The organism is Pyxidicoccus caerfyrddinensis (assembly GCF_010894405.1).
Lineage (GTDB): Bacteria > Myxococcota > Myxococcia > Myxococcales > Myxococcaceae > Myxococcus > Myxococcus caerfyrddinensis.
The window spans coordinates 54,418-70,226 of record NZ_JAAIYA010000017.1 but is presented as its reverse complement, the minus strand read 5'-3'; the positions used below and the strand labels follow the sequence as shown (position 1 = coordinate 70,226).

The following is a 15,809-nucleotide window of genomic DNA, read 5'->3' as shown; positions in this document are numbered from 1 at the left end:
CTCTCAGCCCCGCAGGGAGGTGGCGCCGGGCCGGCGCAGGGGACAGACATCGCCGGCCTTGCGGTACTCGCGCAGGACGCCGGCCTCCAGGTGTGACGAGCCCAGTGTCCCGCCGTCCTCCATCGCCAGCAGCGACGCGTGCAGCACCGCGTTGCGAATCTGCCCGCCGCTGAGCTGGCAGCGCGCGGCGACCTCGCGCAAGAGTCCCGCGTCCACCCCGTGCGCGGCGGGCAGGTGGAGCTGCCACAGCGTCCAGCGCTCGGACGGGTCCGGCGCGCGGAAGTCCACCACCACGTCCATGCGTCGCTGGAAGGCGGTGTCGATGGCGTCCGCCGCGTTGGTGGTGACGATGAGGATGCCCTCGTAGGACTCGATGCGCTGCAGGAGGTAGTTCGTCTCCAGGTTCGCGTACCGGTCCGTGGACGAGCCCACGCCGGTGCGCTTCGCGAAGAGCGCGTCGCCCTCGTCGAAGAGCAGCACCACGTCCAGCTCCTCTGCGAGCGCGAAGATGCGGGCGAGGTTCTTCTCCGTCTCGCCGATGTACTTGTTCACCACCGAGGACAGCTCCACCCGGTACACGTCCAGCCCCAGCGCCGCGGCGACGAGGCGCGCGGCCAGCGTCTTCCCGGTGCCGCTGGGGCCCTGGAAGAGGGCGCGCACGCCCGGAGTGAGCTGCTTCGCCAGCGCGCCGCCCACGGCCTCGCCCATGCGCTCGCGGCCCCGGCAGCGCGTCTCCAACAGGCGCAGCTCGCGCATCGTCTCGCTGGCCACGGAGAGCTGGCCCCAGTCGCCCTGCGTGGTGAGCCGCACGGCCAGCGTGTCCAGGGCCTGCCGGTTGAGCGCGCGCGTGGCCTCGCGCACGTCGTTGGGCTCCACCTCCGCGCGGCCGGCGAGCGCCGCGTGGGCCTGCGCCAGCCGCGCCGCGCGGCGCACGTGGCCCCGGGTGAGGCGGAAGGAGGTGCTCAGCTCATTCACACAGGCGCAGGGCCGGCCCGCCAGTCCCCGCCTCCAGTGCAGGGCCCGCTCCTCCGGGCCAGGCATGTCCACCGCGAGGGTGAGCGCGCGGTCCACGCCGTCGCCGGAGACGCCGCCCAGCCGCCCGAGCACCACGCCTAGCGGCCCGTCCAGGCCCGTCAGCTCCGGCACCTCGGCGGCTTCACCGGGGGCGGGCTCCAGCACCGCCACCGGCAGCGCGTGCAGCAGCGTGGCCAGCGGGCCCACCATGCGCCACCGCGCGTCGTCTCCCTTCTGCGGTCCCTCCACCTCCAGCACGCCCCGGCCCATGGCGCGGGCCACCGAGCGCAGCAGCGTGCGCCGCCCGTTGTGGCGGGGGCCCCTGACTACCAGCGCGCGGACCTCCGTCGAGCCTAGCAGTGCCGGCAGCCGCTCCAGTGCGTCGCGCAGCGGCTCCGGGATGATGAGCGGCTCGTCGCGCTCCAGCTTTGCGAGCGCGTGGTGCTTCATCCAGGGGGTGGGGCGCTCGGGGGCCTCGCCTCGCAGCGCGTCCCAGACGGCGCCGGGGACGTGGAGGGCCCACTCGGAGCGGGGGGCGTCGCGGTCCGACACCTCGACGAGGCCCAGGTCCATCAGCCGGCGCAGGTGCGCGCGCACCTCGCCCCGGTCGTCCTCGCCGCGCCAGGCCGCGTTGAGCAGGCCCAGGGTGGGGCGGTGCAGCGTGGGCGTGCCCTGGAGCGCCGCGAAGAAGGTGCCGAAGCGCGCGTCCTCTTCCACCATGCCCACCGCGAGCAGCAGTGTCAGCGCCTCATGGTCCAGCCCGGCCGCCTGGCGCAGCGCGCGCATGGGCAGGTGGCCGGACACGTCGGACTCCCACGCGGCCAGCGCACCGGGCCAGTGGCCGGGGCCGTCCTCGCTCTCGAGCGCGCCGATGCCCAGCCCGGTGAGCTCCTCGCGGTACGACTCCAGGAAGGGGAAGCGCGACAGCAGGGCGCTCTCGCTTCCGAAGGTGCGCGCGCCGTGGGCCAGCACCCGCGTGGCCGCGGCGAAGAAGTAGAGCTTGAAGTGTTCGACGGGTTCGGAGCCGTTCGGGATGTCGGACATGGCGCGTGTCGGGCTCACTCGAAGTGGAAGGTGAGATGGCGCCCGGCGGACGGGAGCCACCCGATGTCGCGGTCCAGCCCCGCGATGCGCACCGCCAGCGGGAGCTGGGACAGGGCAAGGACCACGTCCACATGACTCTCTGAGACGTGGAGCCGGGCATCGTGTGAAAACAGCGTTCCCTCCAGCTCGAGCGCATCGTCCGAAGTCAGGCCCAGCGCGCGGACCAGCCGGGCGCGGGAGTAGGGCACCAGCCACGCGAGCCACCGCTCCAGGGGCGCGGCCTCCGCTCCGCCCGGAGGTGGCACCTCGCCGGAGGCCAGCGTGAAGCGCGGCTCGGCGGCAGCGGTTGCCGACCCACCCGGCGCGTGCTCTCGCGCGGAGGTCGCCGCCATGCCGCGGCTCAGTGGAGCAGGGGGACGCGGAAGGTAGGGCTCCACCTCTCGCTGGACCTGCGCCTCCGCGTCGTCGTCTTCGCGGGGCACATCCACCACGACGAAGCCCGCCGGGTGCAGCACGCGCAGTCGGCCACCCTGGGCCGACCACGTCCACACCTGCGTCTCCTCGGTGCGGAATGCGTGCAGCCACTCCTCGGGCACGCGCCACGCATCCGGCGGCTCGAAGGCGTGACCGGGAGCGTCCCCTGGCTTGCGGCCGGAGAGCAGGGCCAGCACCTTCCACACCGGGTCACCGGGGCGCGGGTCCACGAGCAGTCTGCGCCCCAGCAGCGTGACGAAGTCCCAGAGGGACAGCGGCAGGTGGGGGTGCGCGGGCCGCGAGAAGTCCCCGTACAGTTCCAGGAAGAGAGCCAGGTTGACGAGGTAGAACAGACCGCCCAGTCCGGTGGGGATGGGCAGACCCCACGCACGTCCGGGAGGCGGCTCGAAGACCCGGGGCGGCGCGGAAGCCACGTGCGGAGGCGCGGGAGGCGCGGCGACCACCGGCGTTTCATCCGCCACCGCCAGGCCCACCGGCTCGTGCCGCTCATCGCGCACCGCGGCCGGTGCCTCCGTCGAAGAGGGAGCAGGGGACGCATCCTCCACCACGACCACCGGGACCTCACCCCCGGCCATCTCGAGGTCAGCACCCGCGGAGCCCTGAGCCACGCCGCCGTCACCCACCTGAATCCCCCCATCTGCCGCGCCCACTGGTCCTGAAGAATCTCCCGTGACGACGCTCTGCTCCGCCCCAGGGATTCGAAGGTCCATGGCAACAGCCTGGACCTCCAGGGTTGAGGTGGCCGGAGCAGGACGCGGTCGAAGGTCCGAAGCCTCCGCCGGCCGCGTCTGACCCTTCCGCCACGCCACCACGGCCGGAGCGAACGACGGTCGCCGCGTCTCCTCGGGAGCCCGGCGCAGCATCATCGCCACGCCCAGCAGCGCCTCCCGGGCTTCACCGAGCCCCAGCGTGCGGACCTCCGGAACCCACGGCGTCCACGGAGCCTCGGCGGCCACGACTCCTGGCGCCTCTTCCGCTTGCACCTCCCGCCCCGCACCGGAGGCCTCCGCCTTCCGCGTGGGCTCCTCCTCCACCGTCCGCACCCGCGCCAGCTCCGTCAGCCCGTGGACCCGGGCCACCTGCGCCAGCACGGTGCGCGCTTCGTCCTCGGTGAACAGCGCCAGCACGGGCCTCGCTTCGCGCCGGCGCACGGCGGTCTCCAGCGCGGCGGGCACGTACTCGGGTTGGCGCAGCCACTCGGCGACCAACGTGCGCGCCAGGTCCACGCTGGGGAACAGCCCGCGCCACCACCAGTGCGCCAGCGCGCTGCCCCGGCTGACGTCACTGGCCAGGCACGCCAGCAGCTCCGAGGGGTCCGCGAACAGCACGGCCTCCGCGCCGGGCGGCACGGCTCCCAACGCGGGCCGTGCCGCCCTCGCCACCTGGGCCTCCAGCAGGGAGACCACCGCCTCATCCCACGCCGCCGGAGGGCGCAGCGCGTGTTGCCTCACCGGCAGCACCCCCGGCTTCGGGTCCATCAACCGGCGGATGCACACGGTGGCCGAGGGCGGCAGTCCTACGGGCACGAGGTGGGCGCCGCTCAACAGGGACTCCAGCCGCAGCCGCGCGGAGAGCGGCTCCAAGTCCGCTCCGCGCAGCCGCAGCTTCCCGATGACCGTCCGTCCCACCCGCGCCCCCTCACTCATCGTTCCGGCGGTTCCTCCGTCGGGAGACGAGCCCCAGCACTCCGAGCAACATCAGCCCCATCGTCCCGGCCGAGGACGTGCGCCGGCAGCCGCACGGTCCGGGGTTCGGCCCCGGCCCCGGCTCCGTCCCTCCGTCGGCTCCGGGCTTGGGCGGCTGCCTGGCCGTCACCGGCTTCGGCTCACCCACGGTACCCTCGGCAATGGGCGTCCCCGCGACGATGACGTGGATGGGCGTGTTCTTGTCCACGCCGGTCAGCTGCACCTGGTAGGTGCCATTCACGTCCGGCGTGCCGACGCTCTTCACCATTCCCTTGCCGTCCAGCCGCACGGTGATCTGGTCGTCGTAGCCCGGGCCCATGAAGTTGCCCGCGCCGTCCACCGGGGTGAAGCGCAGCACGAAGTCGCCTGCTCCCGTCTGCTCGCTCTTCACCTCGGACAGGTTGCCGTCCGGCACCACGTCAATGGTGGTCTCCACCGTCTCCGTGCGGAGGATGGGCTCACCCTCCGGGCTCTTCATCTCCAGCTCCACGTAGAAGCGGTAGAGGCCCGGCGTCTTCGTGTCGGTGTACTTGAGCGCATACCGCCCGTCGCCCTGGTCCTTCAGCTTCAGGACGGTCCCATCGAGCTTCTGCCCCATCTGATCGCGGTATTTCGGGTCCTTCTGCAGGCCGTCCACCTTGAGCTGGTACCCGGGCAGCGGCTCCTTCGTCCCCGGCTGCTCCACTCCGGGCATCGGTGCCTTGTGCAAGAGCGTGCCGAGCGCCGCCACCGGCTGCTCCACCCGCACCCGCAGCTCTCCTCCGTTCATGTCCTTCACCGGCTCGCCGTCCCACGTCACATCCGCCAGCAGGTCCAGCGCCGTGCCCGCGGCATGCTTCACGCCCGGTATGTTGAAGCGGAAGTCGAGGTGCTTCTCCTCGGCCACCACGCGGAAGCGGAAGGGCATGGCGACGTCCGTGCCCTTGCGCACCGCCTCCAGCTTCCACTTGCCCGGCTTGCCGCTCTTCGGCAGGTCCACGCGCTGCACCGTGTGCGCGATGCCATTGGCGCGGAACGTCGGCGTCACCACCACCCCGTCAGGGTTGGTGATGCGCAGCTCCAGCGACTGGCGGGGCGGCGCGCCCAGCCAGCCGAGCGTCACCAGCGCGAACTCGACCGTGCCGTCCAGGAAGACCTCCTCGGAAACCGTCGCCTGGCCCGCGGCCAGCGTCCCCGACGACTTCAGCAGCGCGGACAGCGTGTTGCCCTTGAGCGCCGCCACCAGCTGGTCCGCGAAGGCATCCGGCAGGCCGCCGTCCACCGACAGCACGTGCGCGCCCGACGTCTCCGCGGAGATGCGCTGCATGGTCTCCACCCAGGGCGACGTGACGGTGCCCACGGACACCGCGAGCACCGGCGTGCACTCGCCGGCCATGAACTTCTCTCCCGAGGGGCTACCGATGACCAGCATCCCCGAGGACACGCCGCCGTCCGCGTCGATGACCACCTGCGGGTTGACGTTCTGCATGCCGTCCGTCATCAGCACCACGGTGGTGTTGCTCAGCTGGCGCGGGCTCCGCTCCGAGTACGCATTCAGCAGGCCCTGGCCCATGGCGGTGGAGCCCAGCGGCTGGCGGCCAGGCAGGTCGTTCTTGAAGATATTCCAGTTGGTGGACCCGCCATCCGTGGTCGCCACGCCGCGCTCGCGGAGGAATGGCTCGTTGAAGGCGGGGGCCTCGGGGGCCGTGTTGGAGAAGTAGATGAGGCCCAGCCGGTCATTCGTGAGCCCCATGCCCGCCTGGGTCGCCGCCCCGGAGCTCTCCGCGGACCAGGTGTTGATGAACTCGTCCACCGCCGCCTTCATCGCGTCGATGCGCCGCACCGTCGAGCCCGGACCCACCGACAGCTCCATGCTGCCGGACTGGTCCAGCACCATGATGACGTCGAGCGGGAGCCGCCCCATGTCCAGGGCCGGCGCGGGGAACGGCTGGGTGAACACCACGCCCGGCACGCGCCGCGAGGCGCAAGAGCAGAAGGCGATGGTCCCCACGCCGCCCGGGTCGTCGATGAACGTGGCCGCCAGCCCCACCACGCCGTAGCGCGCCACCACGGGCAGCCCGTTGAGCGTGATGTCGTAGTTCTTCGCGCCGGCGCTGGCGGACTTGTCGCAGAAGGTGCCGCCGGGGGCGAGCTGGCTCTTGGTCTCCATCAGGAGCAGGGCCGAGTTCCCCTCGCGCTTCACGAACAGCACGTTGTCGCCGCCGACGTCGACCTCGACGGGGGCTCCAATGTCACTCAGCGGGACCGCGACGCCGTTGACGGTGATGCTCACCCCCGCGCCGGGGTTGATGACGGCGTTGAACTCGAAGTACCCCCGCACCTCGGCGATGGGCGGCTTGATACCGGTGGCGGGCAGGACGAAGCGCTCGGCGCGGACCGCCGCCGGAGCCAGCAGGGTGAGGATGGCGAGCGCGGCGGAGGCGGCTGCTCGTTTCAGCACGTGGAACATGGGTTCTCCTCAGAGGACCAGGGGAGGCCTGACGGTGATGATGGACTGCGTGTTCTCATCGGACTTCGGGCCAGTGGGGCCGTTGACCTGCACACGAACGACGAACTGCTTGTCCACGCTTCCCGTGCCGGAGAGGTTCGTGGGAACCGTGAGCGTCAGTGACGTGGCCGAGGACTGGGTGGGCGCCACGCCGCCGGTGGGCTCGTCCGAGAAGAACACCCGGACGGGGCTTGCATCCGAGGTGAACCCCGTCCCGGTGATGACAATCGGCGTGTTCACGCGCGGGTTGGTGGGGCTGATACCGGTGATGAGCGGCTTCACGATGCCGGTGGAGGGGCCGACCTTGAGCGTCGTGCTCTCCACCTGCTTGCCGGTGGTCTGGTTCACCACCGTCACCGTGACGTTGACGGGCGTCGCGCCCGGCGTGGTCGGCACGTTGGGGATGCCGGTGGGAACAATCACGTAGAGCGAGAAGGTGGTGCTCCGGACGGACGGCGTCCCGATAATCGGCACCCCGTTGAAGCGGACGATGTTGTTGCCGGGCTGGCTCGCGAAGTTCTTCCCGAGAATCTGCACCTCCTCGCCCATGGGAATCGAGCCGGGGAGGAAGCCGGTGATTTCCGGCCCGTTCGTCGGCGTGGTCGTCGACGGCTCTCCCGCGATGAGCAGGCTCACCAGCGAGTTGCCCACCACCCGCGCTCCCGCGGGCGGCACCTGTCCAATCACCCGGCGGAACTGGTTGTCCGGGTGCGTGGGGTTCACCGACAGCCCGTTGGCGTCCAGCAGCACCGGGCCGAGCCCGAGCGGAGGCGTGCCGCTGGTGAGGACGGTCCTCGCGTTGCCCAGCGTCTCCCCGTACAGGTTGGGCACGGTGACGGGGCCGCCCAGCTTCAGCTCCAATTCCTTCAGCAGCCTGATGATTGCGTTGATGAGCCGGGCGGTAATCAAGTCGCCCGGTTGGACTTCATTCAGTTGTTCGTCGGCCATCGCATCCTCCTCGCGGCCTTGCAGGGTGGGAAACCGAAGGGTGAGTTCACCGCAGTGCGTAGTTGCCGAAGGTCCAGTGAGACGCGTCGTAGCGCGGCTCGCTCACGTCGGGCATGTGGCCGCTGGCGAAGATGAGGTACTCCTGCGTGGAGCCCCCCGAGAGCAGCGCCTGCTGGTTCTCACGGACCTTGAAGAGCCAGACGAACGGGTCGGTGCTGGAGGGCGTCGTCGGCAGGAAGGTGACGGGCGGGAAGGCGAAGGCCATCCGCAAGAGCGCCTGGATCCGCGCGCCCTCCACGTGCGTCACCACGTCGCGAATCGTCACCCCGTCGAAGAAGACGTCCTTGTTGAAGCCGGGGAAGGCCGTGTTGCCCAGCGGCACCACGCCCGCGGGGGGCAGGAACTCGAAGTGCTCTCGGGCCTTCAGCGCCTGCGGGCTGACGGCGCGCAGCGAGTCGAGCTGGTCCTGGAACTGGAGGAACATGGCCTCGCCCTCGGCGGCGCGGCGGTCCCCCACGCCCAGCGCCCAGCGAGTGGGCTGCGTCGAGCGGGTGGGGCGGCGGCGCGCGGACCACACGTCCACGAAGCGGATGCCCTCTCCGTCTCGCCAGTGGATGACGGCCAGCGGCACGTCGCAGTCGGTGAGGAACTGCGGGCGCAGCTTGTCGATGGCGCCGTACCCCGTCGCGGGCACGGAGAAGGGGTAGTCGCGGAAGGGCACCGCCTGCGTGTCCGTCGTCCCGAAGCAGTGGTGCGCCACGCGGTTGCGCAGCCGCTGCCGCTTCGCCGTGGTGTTCTGCAGGTCCGCGTCCGGGACGTCCAGCCGCAGCAGGCGGAAGCGCACGCCCTCCACCAGCCGCTTCGCCTCGCAGCCGTTGGTGGGCTGGCCGCCCAGGCCGCTCGTCTCCGCGCGGCCCTCGCGCCCATCCGCCTCGGAGATGACGAGCAGGTACACGCCCGTGCCGGACACGTACACGCTGCCCGGCGGCGAGCACGCGCCGAAGCCGGCCTGTGCGCCCGCGGAGCTGGCTTCATTGGAGGCGCCGCGCAGGAGCGACACCTCCACCGGCTGCTTCAACTCCAGCGCGCGGCCCTCGCGGTTGAGGGCCAGGCCCTGCTTCACCGTGACGACGGGCTCCGTCGCGGAGCTGCCACCGATGATGGCCTCCACCTCCAGGCCGCTCACCACGCCCTCGCCGAGCGCGGCGCCGAACTGCTTGAGCGCGTCCTTCCGGGCCTGTTGCTCCCGCGTCAGGTCCTCGGCCGACAGGAGCCGGCCGTTGAAGAAGTTCGTCGAGCGGATGCCGTCGTCGAGGAATGCCGTATCCAGGTCGATGCGCATGGCGCGTCACCCCTCCCGGTTGAAGAAGTACTGGCTCACCTCGATGACGAACTCGAGCTGCTGGAGGATGTCTCCCTTGACGGGCTGCCGCTCGACGGGGTCGAAGACGTTCAACCGGAAGTGGTCGGACTCGAACCCGACGAAGGTGACGATGCCCAGGTGCGGGAACTCGGGGTTGAGCTTCAGCATCGCCTTGACGATGTACTGGTACTTCTCCGACTCCAGCGAGTAGCCGTCGAAGGTGAAGCCCACCTGCCCGTCATCGAACCCGATGGAGATCAGGTTGTTGTACGTGTTGCCGGGAGCGTTGCCCGGGTCCGCCGAGAGGATGCCCGCCGCGACGATGTAGTACTCGGGCAAATCCGGCGGCCGGCGCACGATGTCCGGGTCTCCGCCAGCCTCTCCCTGCGGGCCCTGAGGCCCCTGCGGACCCTGAGGCCCTTGACTGCCCTGGGCCCCGGTCGCGCCGGTGGCTCCCGCCGCGCCTGTGGCCCCCGTGGCGCCAGCCGGCCCCGTGGCGCCAGCCGCCCCCGTGGCGCCAGCCGGCCCCGTGGCGCCAGCCGGCCCCGTGGCCCCCATCTGGCCCGTCAAACCCTGCAGCCCCTGAGGACCCGCCGGACCGGCAGGGCCCGCTGGACCCGCCGGACCGGCGGGGCCCGCCGAGCCCGAGCCCCCACCGAGCCCGCCGCCCAGCAGCCACTCCTGGAGCATGCGCAGGTGGAGGAGGAAGGGCCGCTCCTCCTCGAGGATGCGGATGTCGCCCGAGGAGTCATCCACCTGCCAGTCGCCGGCCACGCCGGACTTCACCAGCGGGACTTCCACCTCGGCCAGCATCACGCAGTTGCCGTCGCCCGCGGCCTCGGGGGTGACGGGCGCGGAGCAACCCTGCGCCTCGCCCAGCCAGTTGGGCCGCCACAGCGCGCGCAGCTCCGTCACCCACAGCCGCATCGCGGCGCGCAGGTACTGCTCCAGGTACTCCGTGTAGATGATGAGCGGCCCGGGCGGAGAGCCGTCGAGCATCACGTCCAGCGGGCTGTTGGGCGGCGACAGCGGAGACAGCGGCGAAGAGGGCAGGGCGCCCGTCACCGCCGCGTCGCGGATGGCCTGGAGGAAGTCCTTCAGGGACACGGAGGTGGACGGGTCGCTGCCGGGCTGGATGTGCTCACGCAGCCAGCGCACGAAGTCGCGGACGGCGTCCTCCTCCGGCTGGGAGGGGCGCGCCAGGCGCAGCTCCAGGCCGAAGTCGTCCGTGACGCGCGAGGGCGCCATGGAGTCGTCCTCGCTGCGGCAGGGCTCGCCGGGGACGGGCACCATGTCCGTGAGGCACTCGCGGTAGCAGAGCACCACCCACAGCCGCAGCAGCTTCGTCACGGACACGTGGGTGTCCACGCCGTCCTTGTTGGCCTTGAGCCAGTCGTTGATGGACGCGCACTGCGCGGGCGTCACGCGCACCAGGTGCCCGCGCGGGGTGAGCGCCACACCGGGGGAGACGCGCACCTCCGGGCCGCGCGCGCCCAGGCCGGGCGTGACGGCGAGGCCCCAGGCGGTGCCGTAGCCGAGGAGGTCTCTCGCCAGCCACCTGTCCCTCTCGGAGAGGTAGGCGAACTCCTGGTTGAAGTCGTCCACGCCCAGCACCATGCCCAGCACGTAGTTCACGTGCTTCGTGGGGTCGGCGGCCGCGCGCGGTACTGACGTGGAAGTGAAGGTGCTCATTGGATGTCGCTCCCGTGGGACTCACGGCGCCCGAGCGCGTCCCGCCCCAGGATTTGCCGGTCCTTGGCGTCCTGTGGGGGTCTCGGTGCCAGATGGCTTTCCGCCAGGTACTCGCGGCCGAGCTGCATGGCGGGCATCAGCTCGGGGGCACGGCTGCCCAGGTCAATCAGGGTGTCCACGCCCAGGCGGGCTTCGCCGACGCGGAACATGGCCCAGTAGAACTTCACGTCGAACACGGTGTGGGCCGGCTTCTCCACCGCCACCACACGCATCGCCTGCTCCAGCCTCGTGCGCTGCTCCTGCGCGGCGCTTCCCCGCGGCACCGGCAGCACCACCGTGAAGCGATGCGCCGCGGCACGCACCGGCAGCACCACCGTCTCGAAGTGGTACCAGTCCGACTGCGCCGGGCCGTCCGCCGGCAGCACCGTGGGCAGCGCGGCCTGCGTGAAGTCCGTCAGCGTCGTCACGTGCGCGGCGTTGAGCGCGGTGATGTTCCGGTAGCGCCGCGCCAGGAAGTCGCGCCACACCGGCGCGTCCGTGGACGTGGCCGCCGGGATGAAGCCCAGCGCCTCCTGGGTGAAGGAACGCCAGACGGCGGAAACCGTCGCTCCCGCCGGCTCGGTGAGGGGGAAGCTCTCCGTCAGTGCCGTCACGCCCGCCGCCGTCAGCGCCGTCCGGTAGCGCTCCACCAGCTGCGCGCGCCCCTGCGACGGCTCCCAGCGACTGGAGGTGGCGGTGGCCACGGTGTGGATGCCCTCCGTCTGGGGCAGCTCCGGCGGGACGAGGAACGGGGTGCGCGCGGAGCGGAAGCGCTCGACGATGCGGAAGCGCGAGCGGGTGGGGTCCTCGTCCTCGGTGAAGATGGAGTCGTCCGGGCACTCATCCAGCGCCACGCGCAGCGCCATGCGCAGCCCGCGCGGCGTGCCCCGCCACTGGAAGAAGTCCAGCGTGTGGCGCAGGAAGAGCCGCCGCCGGGGCTCGTCCCACGCCGGGTCCATGGCCACGCCGAACCAGGAGGACAGCCAGTCCAGCGCCTCGGGCGGAGCGCTGCGCGCGTCGAAGAGCACCTGCGCCGCGGCGATGCGGTCCTCGATGGAGGTGAACAGCCCCTCCACGTTGGCGAGGAACCTGTCGAGGAAGCTCGCGGACTCGGCGTCCTGCCGGTAGAGGCCGGGCAGGTACTGCGCCAGGTACGAGAAGCGCGGGTACCAGGCGCGCAGCGCGTGGATGCGCGGCGTGGTGGCGCCGCCGCCCACGAGCGTGAGCTCCACCTGCGCGTAGCGTCCCTTCGCCCGCTGGAAGAGCACCTCGAAGGTGCCGCGATGCGGGCCCTCGGCCTCGGTGACGAAGGGCTGCTCGGAGCCGCCGCCGCGCTTGTATGGCGTGGGCTCCTCCATGAAGGGCGTGGCCTCCAGGTCCGCGTGCTCGTTGGCCGCGCGGGTGCGGATGACGATGCGGGCGCCCGGAGGAATGGACGCGTCCAGCATCACCCGGTGCCACGCGCAGTCTGGCGCGCGGCCGTCGAGCACCGGCGTGCGCAGCGTGGCCTCGCGCACGTAGCGGGGGCGGCGCTGCGGCACCAGGGGCACGAAGCTGTCGGCGAAGTCGTAGAACGCGCCGCCGCCCGCGCCGATGAGCGCCTTGCCGCCGAACAGCCGCAGCGGCAGGTACTCCGGCTGCGGCACCGCGGAGAGCGTGCCGTCCTCCGCCACGTGTAAATCGAAGGCGAAGACCTGGTTGCCGTCGCGGCCCACCACGAGCACGCGGTGCGGCGTCTTCTCCGTGCCGGGCACCAGGGCCATGTCGTGCGCCACCAGCGCGTAGCTGAACGCGGGGCCGGAGCCCTGGAGGATGCCCTCCACCTCCAGCGGCAGCGGCTCACCCTCGGGCTGGCCGTCGCGGTACACGCCGAGGAAGCTCTTGGCCTCGCCCCGGTCCAGCACCAGCACGCGGCCGTCGGTGAGCACCTCCACGGAGATGGGGTCCTGCGCGGACAGCGGCAGCGACGCGTCCAGCGTCACCGGCTCCGGGAAGGTGACGGCGGGCACGCGGCGCTGCGGGCCGCCCGTCGCGGGCTGGAAGACCTCCACCACCTCGGCGGACAGCACGGAGTCACCGTCCAGGCGCACCACGCGCAGCTCCGCGTCCAGGCGCCACAGGCGGCGATTCTCCCGGTCCAACACCACCGCGCCGCCGTCCGGCGTGGCCGCGATGTCCCACGGCGCGAAGGGCACGCCCGCGGGCCACACGTGCTTCACCGGCGGGCCGCCCGAGTGCAGGTCGAACACCAGCAGCCCGGGCGATGGCGCCAGCGTGCCCACCACGAGGTAGTGGTGCCCGGTGATGCCCAGCCCGCCGAGCGGCGCGGGCGCCGGAGTGGACGGCGCCACCGCCGGGCCGAAGCCGCCGAACGCGGGGGCGGGTACCTCGGACGGGGCCACCGGCCAGAAGGTGCTGGTGGCGCGCGAGCCGCTGGACATCACCTTCACGGTGAGACCGTCGCGGTCAATCCAGTAGAAGCTGCCGTAGCGGTCCCTCGCGGCGCCGCGCCGGTCCTCCAGCTTCGGGGGCACATCGCGAGGCGCGGCGAGGAAGCGGAACAGCTCCGCGCGCAGGGACACCTCGGCGCGGATGGCATCCCAGGCCACGTCCGCGCCGGTGCCGGACGGGTCGGCCCACGCCTCGGCCAGGGGCCGCCCCTCGGAGGAGCAGCGGCCCCAGTCGGCGCGGCCAAGCAGCAGGTGGAAGCGTGTCCCGTTGGCGTCCATCTACTGGCACTCCTCCGGGACGACGGGCACGGACACGAAGGGGCGCTGCGCCCCGGTGGCCACGGTGCCGGTGCCGCGCAGCTCGTCCAGGGACGGCGGGTCCCCCACGGCCACGGAGATGCCGGCGAGCCGGGGAAGCTGCAGCCCCGTCAGCGGCACCTGGTCCTGCGCGGCGCCGGTGGCAAGCCCCAGCCGCACGCCGCGCACCAGGGCCACGCCCGCGACGCGGCTGGCGACGGCGGCCAGCTCCAGCGACACCACGGCCTTGCGCAGCGGCCAGCCGCGCTGGAGCACCGTGGCCTGCGGCGCGCCGGCCAGCGACACCGTGGGCTCCAGCAGGTCCACGTCCTCGGGCGGCAGCGGCGAGAGGAAGGCGGTGAGCGCGGCCTTCACCGCCTCGCGCACCGTGGCCTGCGACACGCCGGCCACCACCTCCAGGCCCACCGTCACCCAGACGGGCTTGTACACGGCGCGGCGCACGAAGATTTCCGTCGTCACCAGCCGCCGGGGCGCCAGCCAGCAGGCGATGGCGTCCAGGAAGGCGTCCTGGCCCTGCGTCTCCGCCGGGTCCGGCTCGAAGCGCGGAATGGCCATCACCGTCACCGCGCCCGGCGCGTCCCCGGGCTCGTTGGGCGAGAGGGCGGGGTGGAAGGCGGGCAGCACCTCCACGCGTCCCACGGCCACGCCGGGGGTGCGCAGGGTGAGGGCCTCGAAGTCCTGCGTCGTCACCAGCCTGTCTCGGTGCTGGAGGAAGCGGGTGATGTGCCGCTCTCCCTCCGTCACGCCCTCCGCGTCCGCGCCGCCCCACGTGGGCAGCGGGTTCTCCACCTGGAGCCCCGGAGGCAGCGCCGGGCCGCTCGTCACCGTGCCCGGCCCCACGTTGCCGGCGCGGCCCACGCCGTGGTCGTAGTCCACGCGCAGGGTGGCGCCGGGAGGCGGCCGTGCGCCGTGCGCGCCGTCGCCGAAGCGCAGCTCGCCGGCCTCTGCGTCCAGGCGGAACACCTTCACCCGCGTGTTGGTGGACGCGGGCGTGCCCGGCGGCAGGCGCGGGTCGGCCACCGCCACCTCCGGCCCCGCGCTCATCAGGTCGTCAATCTCCTCCCACGGCTCGGACTTGCCGTCGGTGGTGACGGTCAGCTTCACGGTGCCCGGCAGCACCGGCGCGCGCGCCAGCTTCGCCACCTGGTCCGGCTCGCCGGTGCCCGCGGGCAGCAGCTCACCCGTCACGCGCTCGCGCTGCGTCACCGGCGCGGCATTGATGCCCGCCCACAACAGCTTCGTGGTGACGGGCGCGGACGAGGTGATGCGCAGCCACGTAATCACGCGCGCATCCAGCTCCTCGTCGTCCAGCGCGGGAGGGAAGTCGCGGGTGCCCGCCTCCAGCGGGTCCAGGTTCGTCCACAGCTCCAGCTCGGCCACGGTGGAGGGCAGGGGCACGTCCACCACCACGGGCTCCGCGGGGACTTCCGCCGTGGCCAGGGTGCGCCAGCTCGCGTTGCGGTCGGCGGCGGTCTCCGGCAGCTTGCCCTCGGGCGGCAGCCGCGGGAGCTGGAACTGGAGCACCGACGAGCCCTCCGGTCGCGCCTGCCCGTTGGGCACCAGGTTGCGCCCGCCCGTGTCACCGGCCGGTGCAATGCCCACCGTCAGCACCTTGCCCTTCAACTCCTCGCGGGCGCGCTTCAGCGCGTCCGGCAGCTTCCGGTCCGCGGGCCTGAGCAGCAGCGCCACCCACAGCGCGCGGTCCAGCGCCTGGGTGTTGAGGTCCAGCGGCTCGGTGCCGCGCGGGGAGAAGGGCGTCGTCTCGTAGAACTGGAGATCGCTCGGTGGCGCGGGCGGCGGCTGGGTGGCGGTGAAGGAGGCGTAGAGCTCCTGGTAGTACTCCTTCACGCGCGCCTCGGGCGCCACGCTCCGCTTGTAGAAGAAGGCGGCCTCCACGGGCAGCACGTCCAGCCCGCGCTCGGTGCGGAAGGGCACGTTGCCGGCGCGCACCTCCACGCCGTCCGTCAGCGTGAGGGCCTGCGGCGGGCCGCCGCGCGCGTTGCTGAAGGCCACCATGCCCTTCGCGGACGACGCCGGCTGCAACGGGACACCCAGCAGCTGGAGGAACTTGAGCCGGTTGCGCTCCGGAATCTGGTTGGCGCGGTAGAGGAGGCTCTCCGTCAGGAAGGCGAAGAGCTCCAGCAGCGTGACGCCCGGGTCGGCCTTGTTGAAGTTGGTCCACTCGGGGTTGTGGACGGGAATGCGCGACAGCGCCTCGTCCAGCAGCTGCTGGTACTTCCGGTCGTCGATGGTGGGCAGGGTGAGTGGCAAGG

General features: G+C 72.3%; 8 protein-coding genes. All 8 read right to left on the bottom strand.

Annotated elements, in window-relative coordinates; translation table 11 throughout:
- Window positions 1-3: 3 nt before the first annotated feature.
- Genes G4D86_RS33760 through G4D86_RS33725 form a run of 8 tightly spaced genes read right to left on the bottom strand, consistent with a single transcriptional unit; the run spans window position 4 to window position 15,807 of the window.
- The gene (locus tag G4D86_RS33760; RefSeq protein ID WP_163998227.1) at window positions 4-2,058 is read right to left on the bottom strand and encodes an ATP-binding protein; all 2,055 of its coding nucleotides are present in this window, start codon (window positions 2,056-2,058) and stop codon (window positions 4-6) included.
- 14 nt (window positions 2,059-2,072) lie between these two features.
- A complete protein-coding gene (locus tag G4D86_RS33755; protein WP_163998226.1) occupies window positions 2,073-4,199 on the bottom strand; it encodes a hypothetical protein in 2,127 nt (708 codons plus the stop codon).
- Window positions 4,192-6,687 carry a vWA domain-containing protein gene (locus tag G4D86_RS33750; protein ID WP_163998225.1) on the bottom strand — a complete coding sequence of 832 codons (2,496 nt, stop codon included), beginning with the start codon at window positions 6,685-6,687 and terminating at the stop codon, window positions 4,192-4,194. Before G4D86_RS33750 ends, G4D86_RS33755 begins: the two co-directional genes overlap by 8 nt.
- A gap of 9 nt (window positions 6,688-6,696) precedes the next feature.
- On the bottom strand, window positions 6,697-7,674 hold the full coding sequence (locus G4D86_RS33745; protein WP_163998224.1) for an IPT/TIG domain-containing protein: 978 nt from the start codon (window positions 7,672-7,674) through the stop codon (window positions 6,697-6,699).
- Window positions 7,675-7,720: 46 nt separating this feature from the next.
- Window positions 7,721-9,016 carry a hypothetical protein gene (locus G4D86_RS33740; RefSeq protein WP_163998223.1) on the bottom strand — a complete coding sequence of 432 codons (1,296 nt, stop codon included), beginning with the start codon at window positions 9,014-9,016 and terminating at the stop codon, window positions 7,721-7,723.
- A 6-nt stretch (window positions 9,017-9,022) separates the two neighbouring features.
- Window positions 9,023-10,729 (bottom strand): hypothetical protein, encoded by a 1,707-nt coding sequence (locus G4D86_RS53205; protein WP_240360615.1) that lies wholly within the window; start codon window positions 10,727-10,729, stop codon window positions 9,023-9,025.
- Window positions 10,726-13,497, bottom strand: coding sequence for a phage tail protein (locus G4D86_RS33730; RefSeq protein WP_163998222.1), 2,772 nt, complete (start codon window positions 13,495-13,497; stop codon window positions 10,726-10,728). The genes G4D86_RS53205 and G4D86_RS33730 overlap by 4 nt, the downstream gene beginning before the upstream one ends.
- Window positions 13,498-15,807, bottom strand: a complete 2,310-nt coding sequence (locus G4D86_RS33725; protein ID WP_163998221.1) for a baseplate J/gp47 family protein — start codon at window positions 15,805-15,807, stop codon at window positions 13,498-13,500.
- Between the last annotated feature and the right edge of the window lie 2 nt (window positions 15,808-15,809).

Bases quoted from the DNA above. Each gene is read 5' to 3' on its own strand.
- G4D86_RS33760 (WP_163998227.1), bottom strand. From the start codon at position 2,058: ATGTCCGACATCCCGAACGGCTCCGAACCCGTCGAACACTTCAAGCTC.
- G4D86_RS33755 (WP_163998226.1), bottom strand. From the start codon at position 4,199: ATGAGTGAGGGGGCGCGGGTGGGACGGACGGTCATCGGGAAGCTGCGG.
- G4D86_RS33750 (WP_163998225.1), bottom strand. From the start codon at position 6,687: ATGTTCCACGTGCTGAAACGAGCAGCCGCCTCCGCCGCGCTCGCCATC.
- G4D86_RS33745 (WP_163998224.1), bottom strand. From the start codon at position 7,674: ATGGCCGACGAACAACTGAATGAAGTCCAACCGGGCGACTTGATTACC.
- G4D86_RS33740 (WP_163998223.1), bottom strand. From the start codon at position 9,016: ATGCGCATCGACCTGGATACGGCATTCCTCGACGACGGCATCCGCTCG.
- G4D86_RS53205 (WP_240360615.1), bottom strand. From the start codon at position 10,729: ATGAGCACCTTCACTTCCACGTCAGTACCGCGCGCGGCCGCCGACCCC.
- G4D86_RS33730 (WP_163998222.1), bottom strand. From the start codon at position 13,497: ATGGACGCCAACGGGACACGCTTCCACCTGCTGCTTGGCCGCGCCGAC.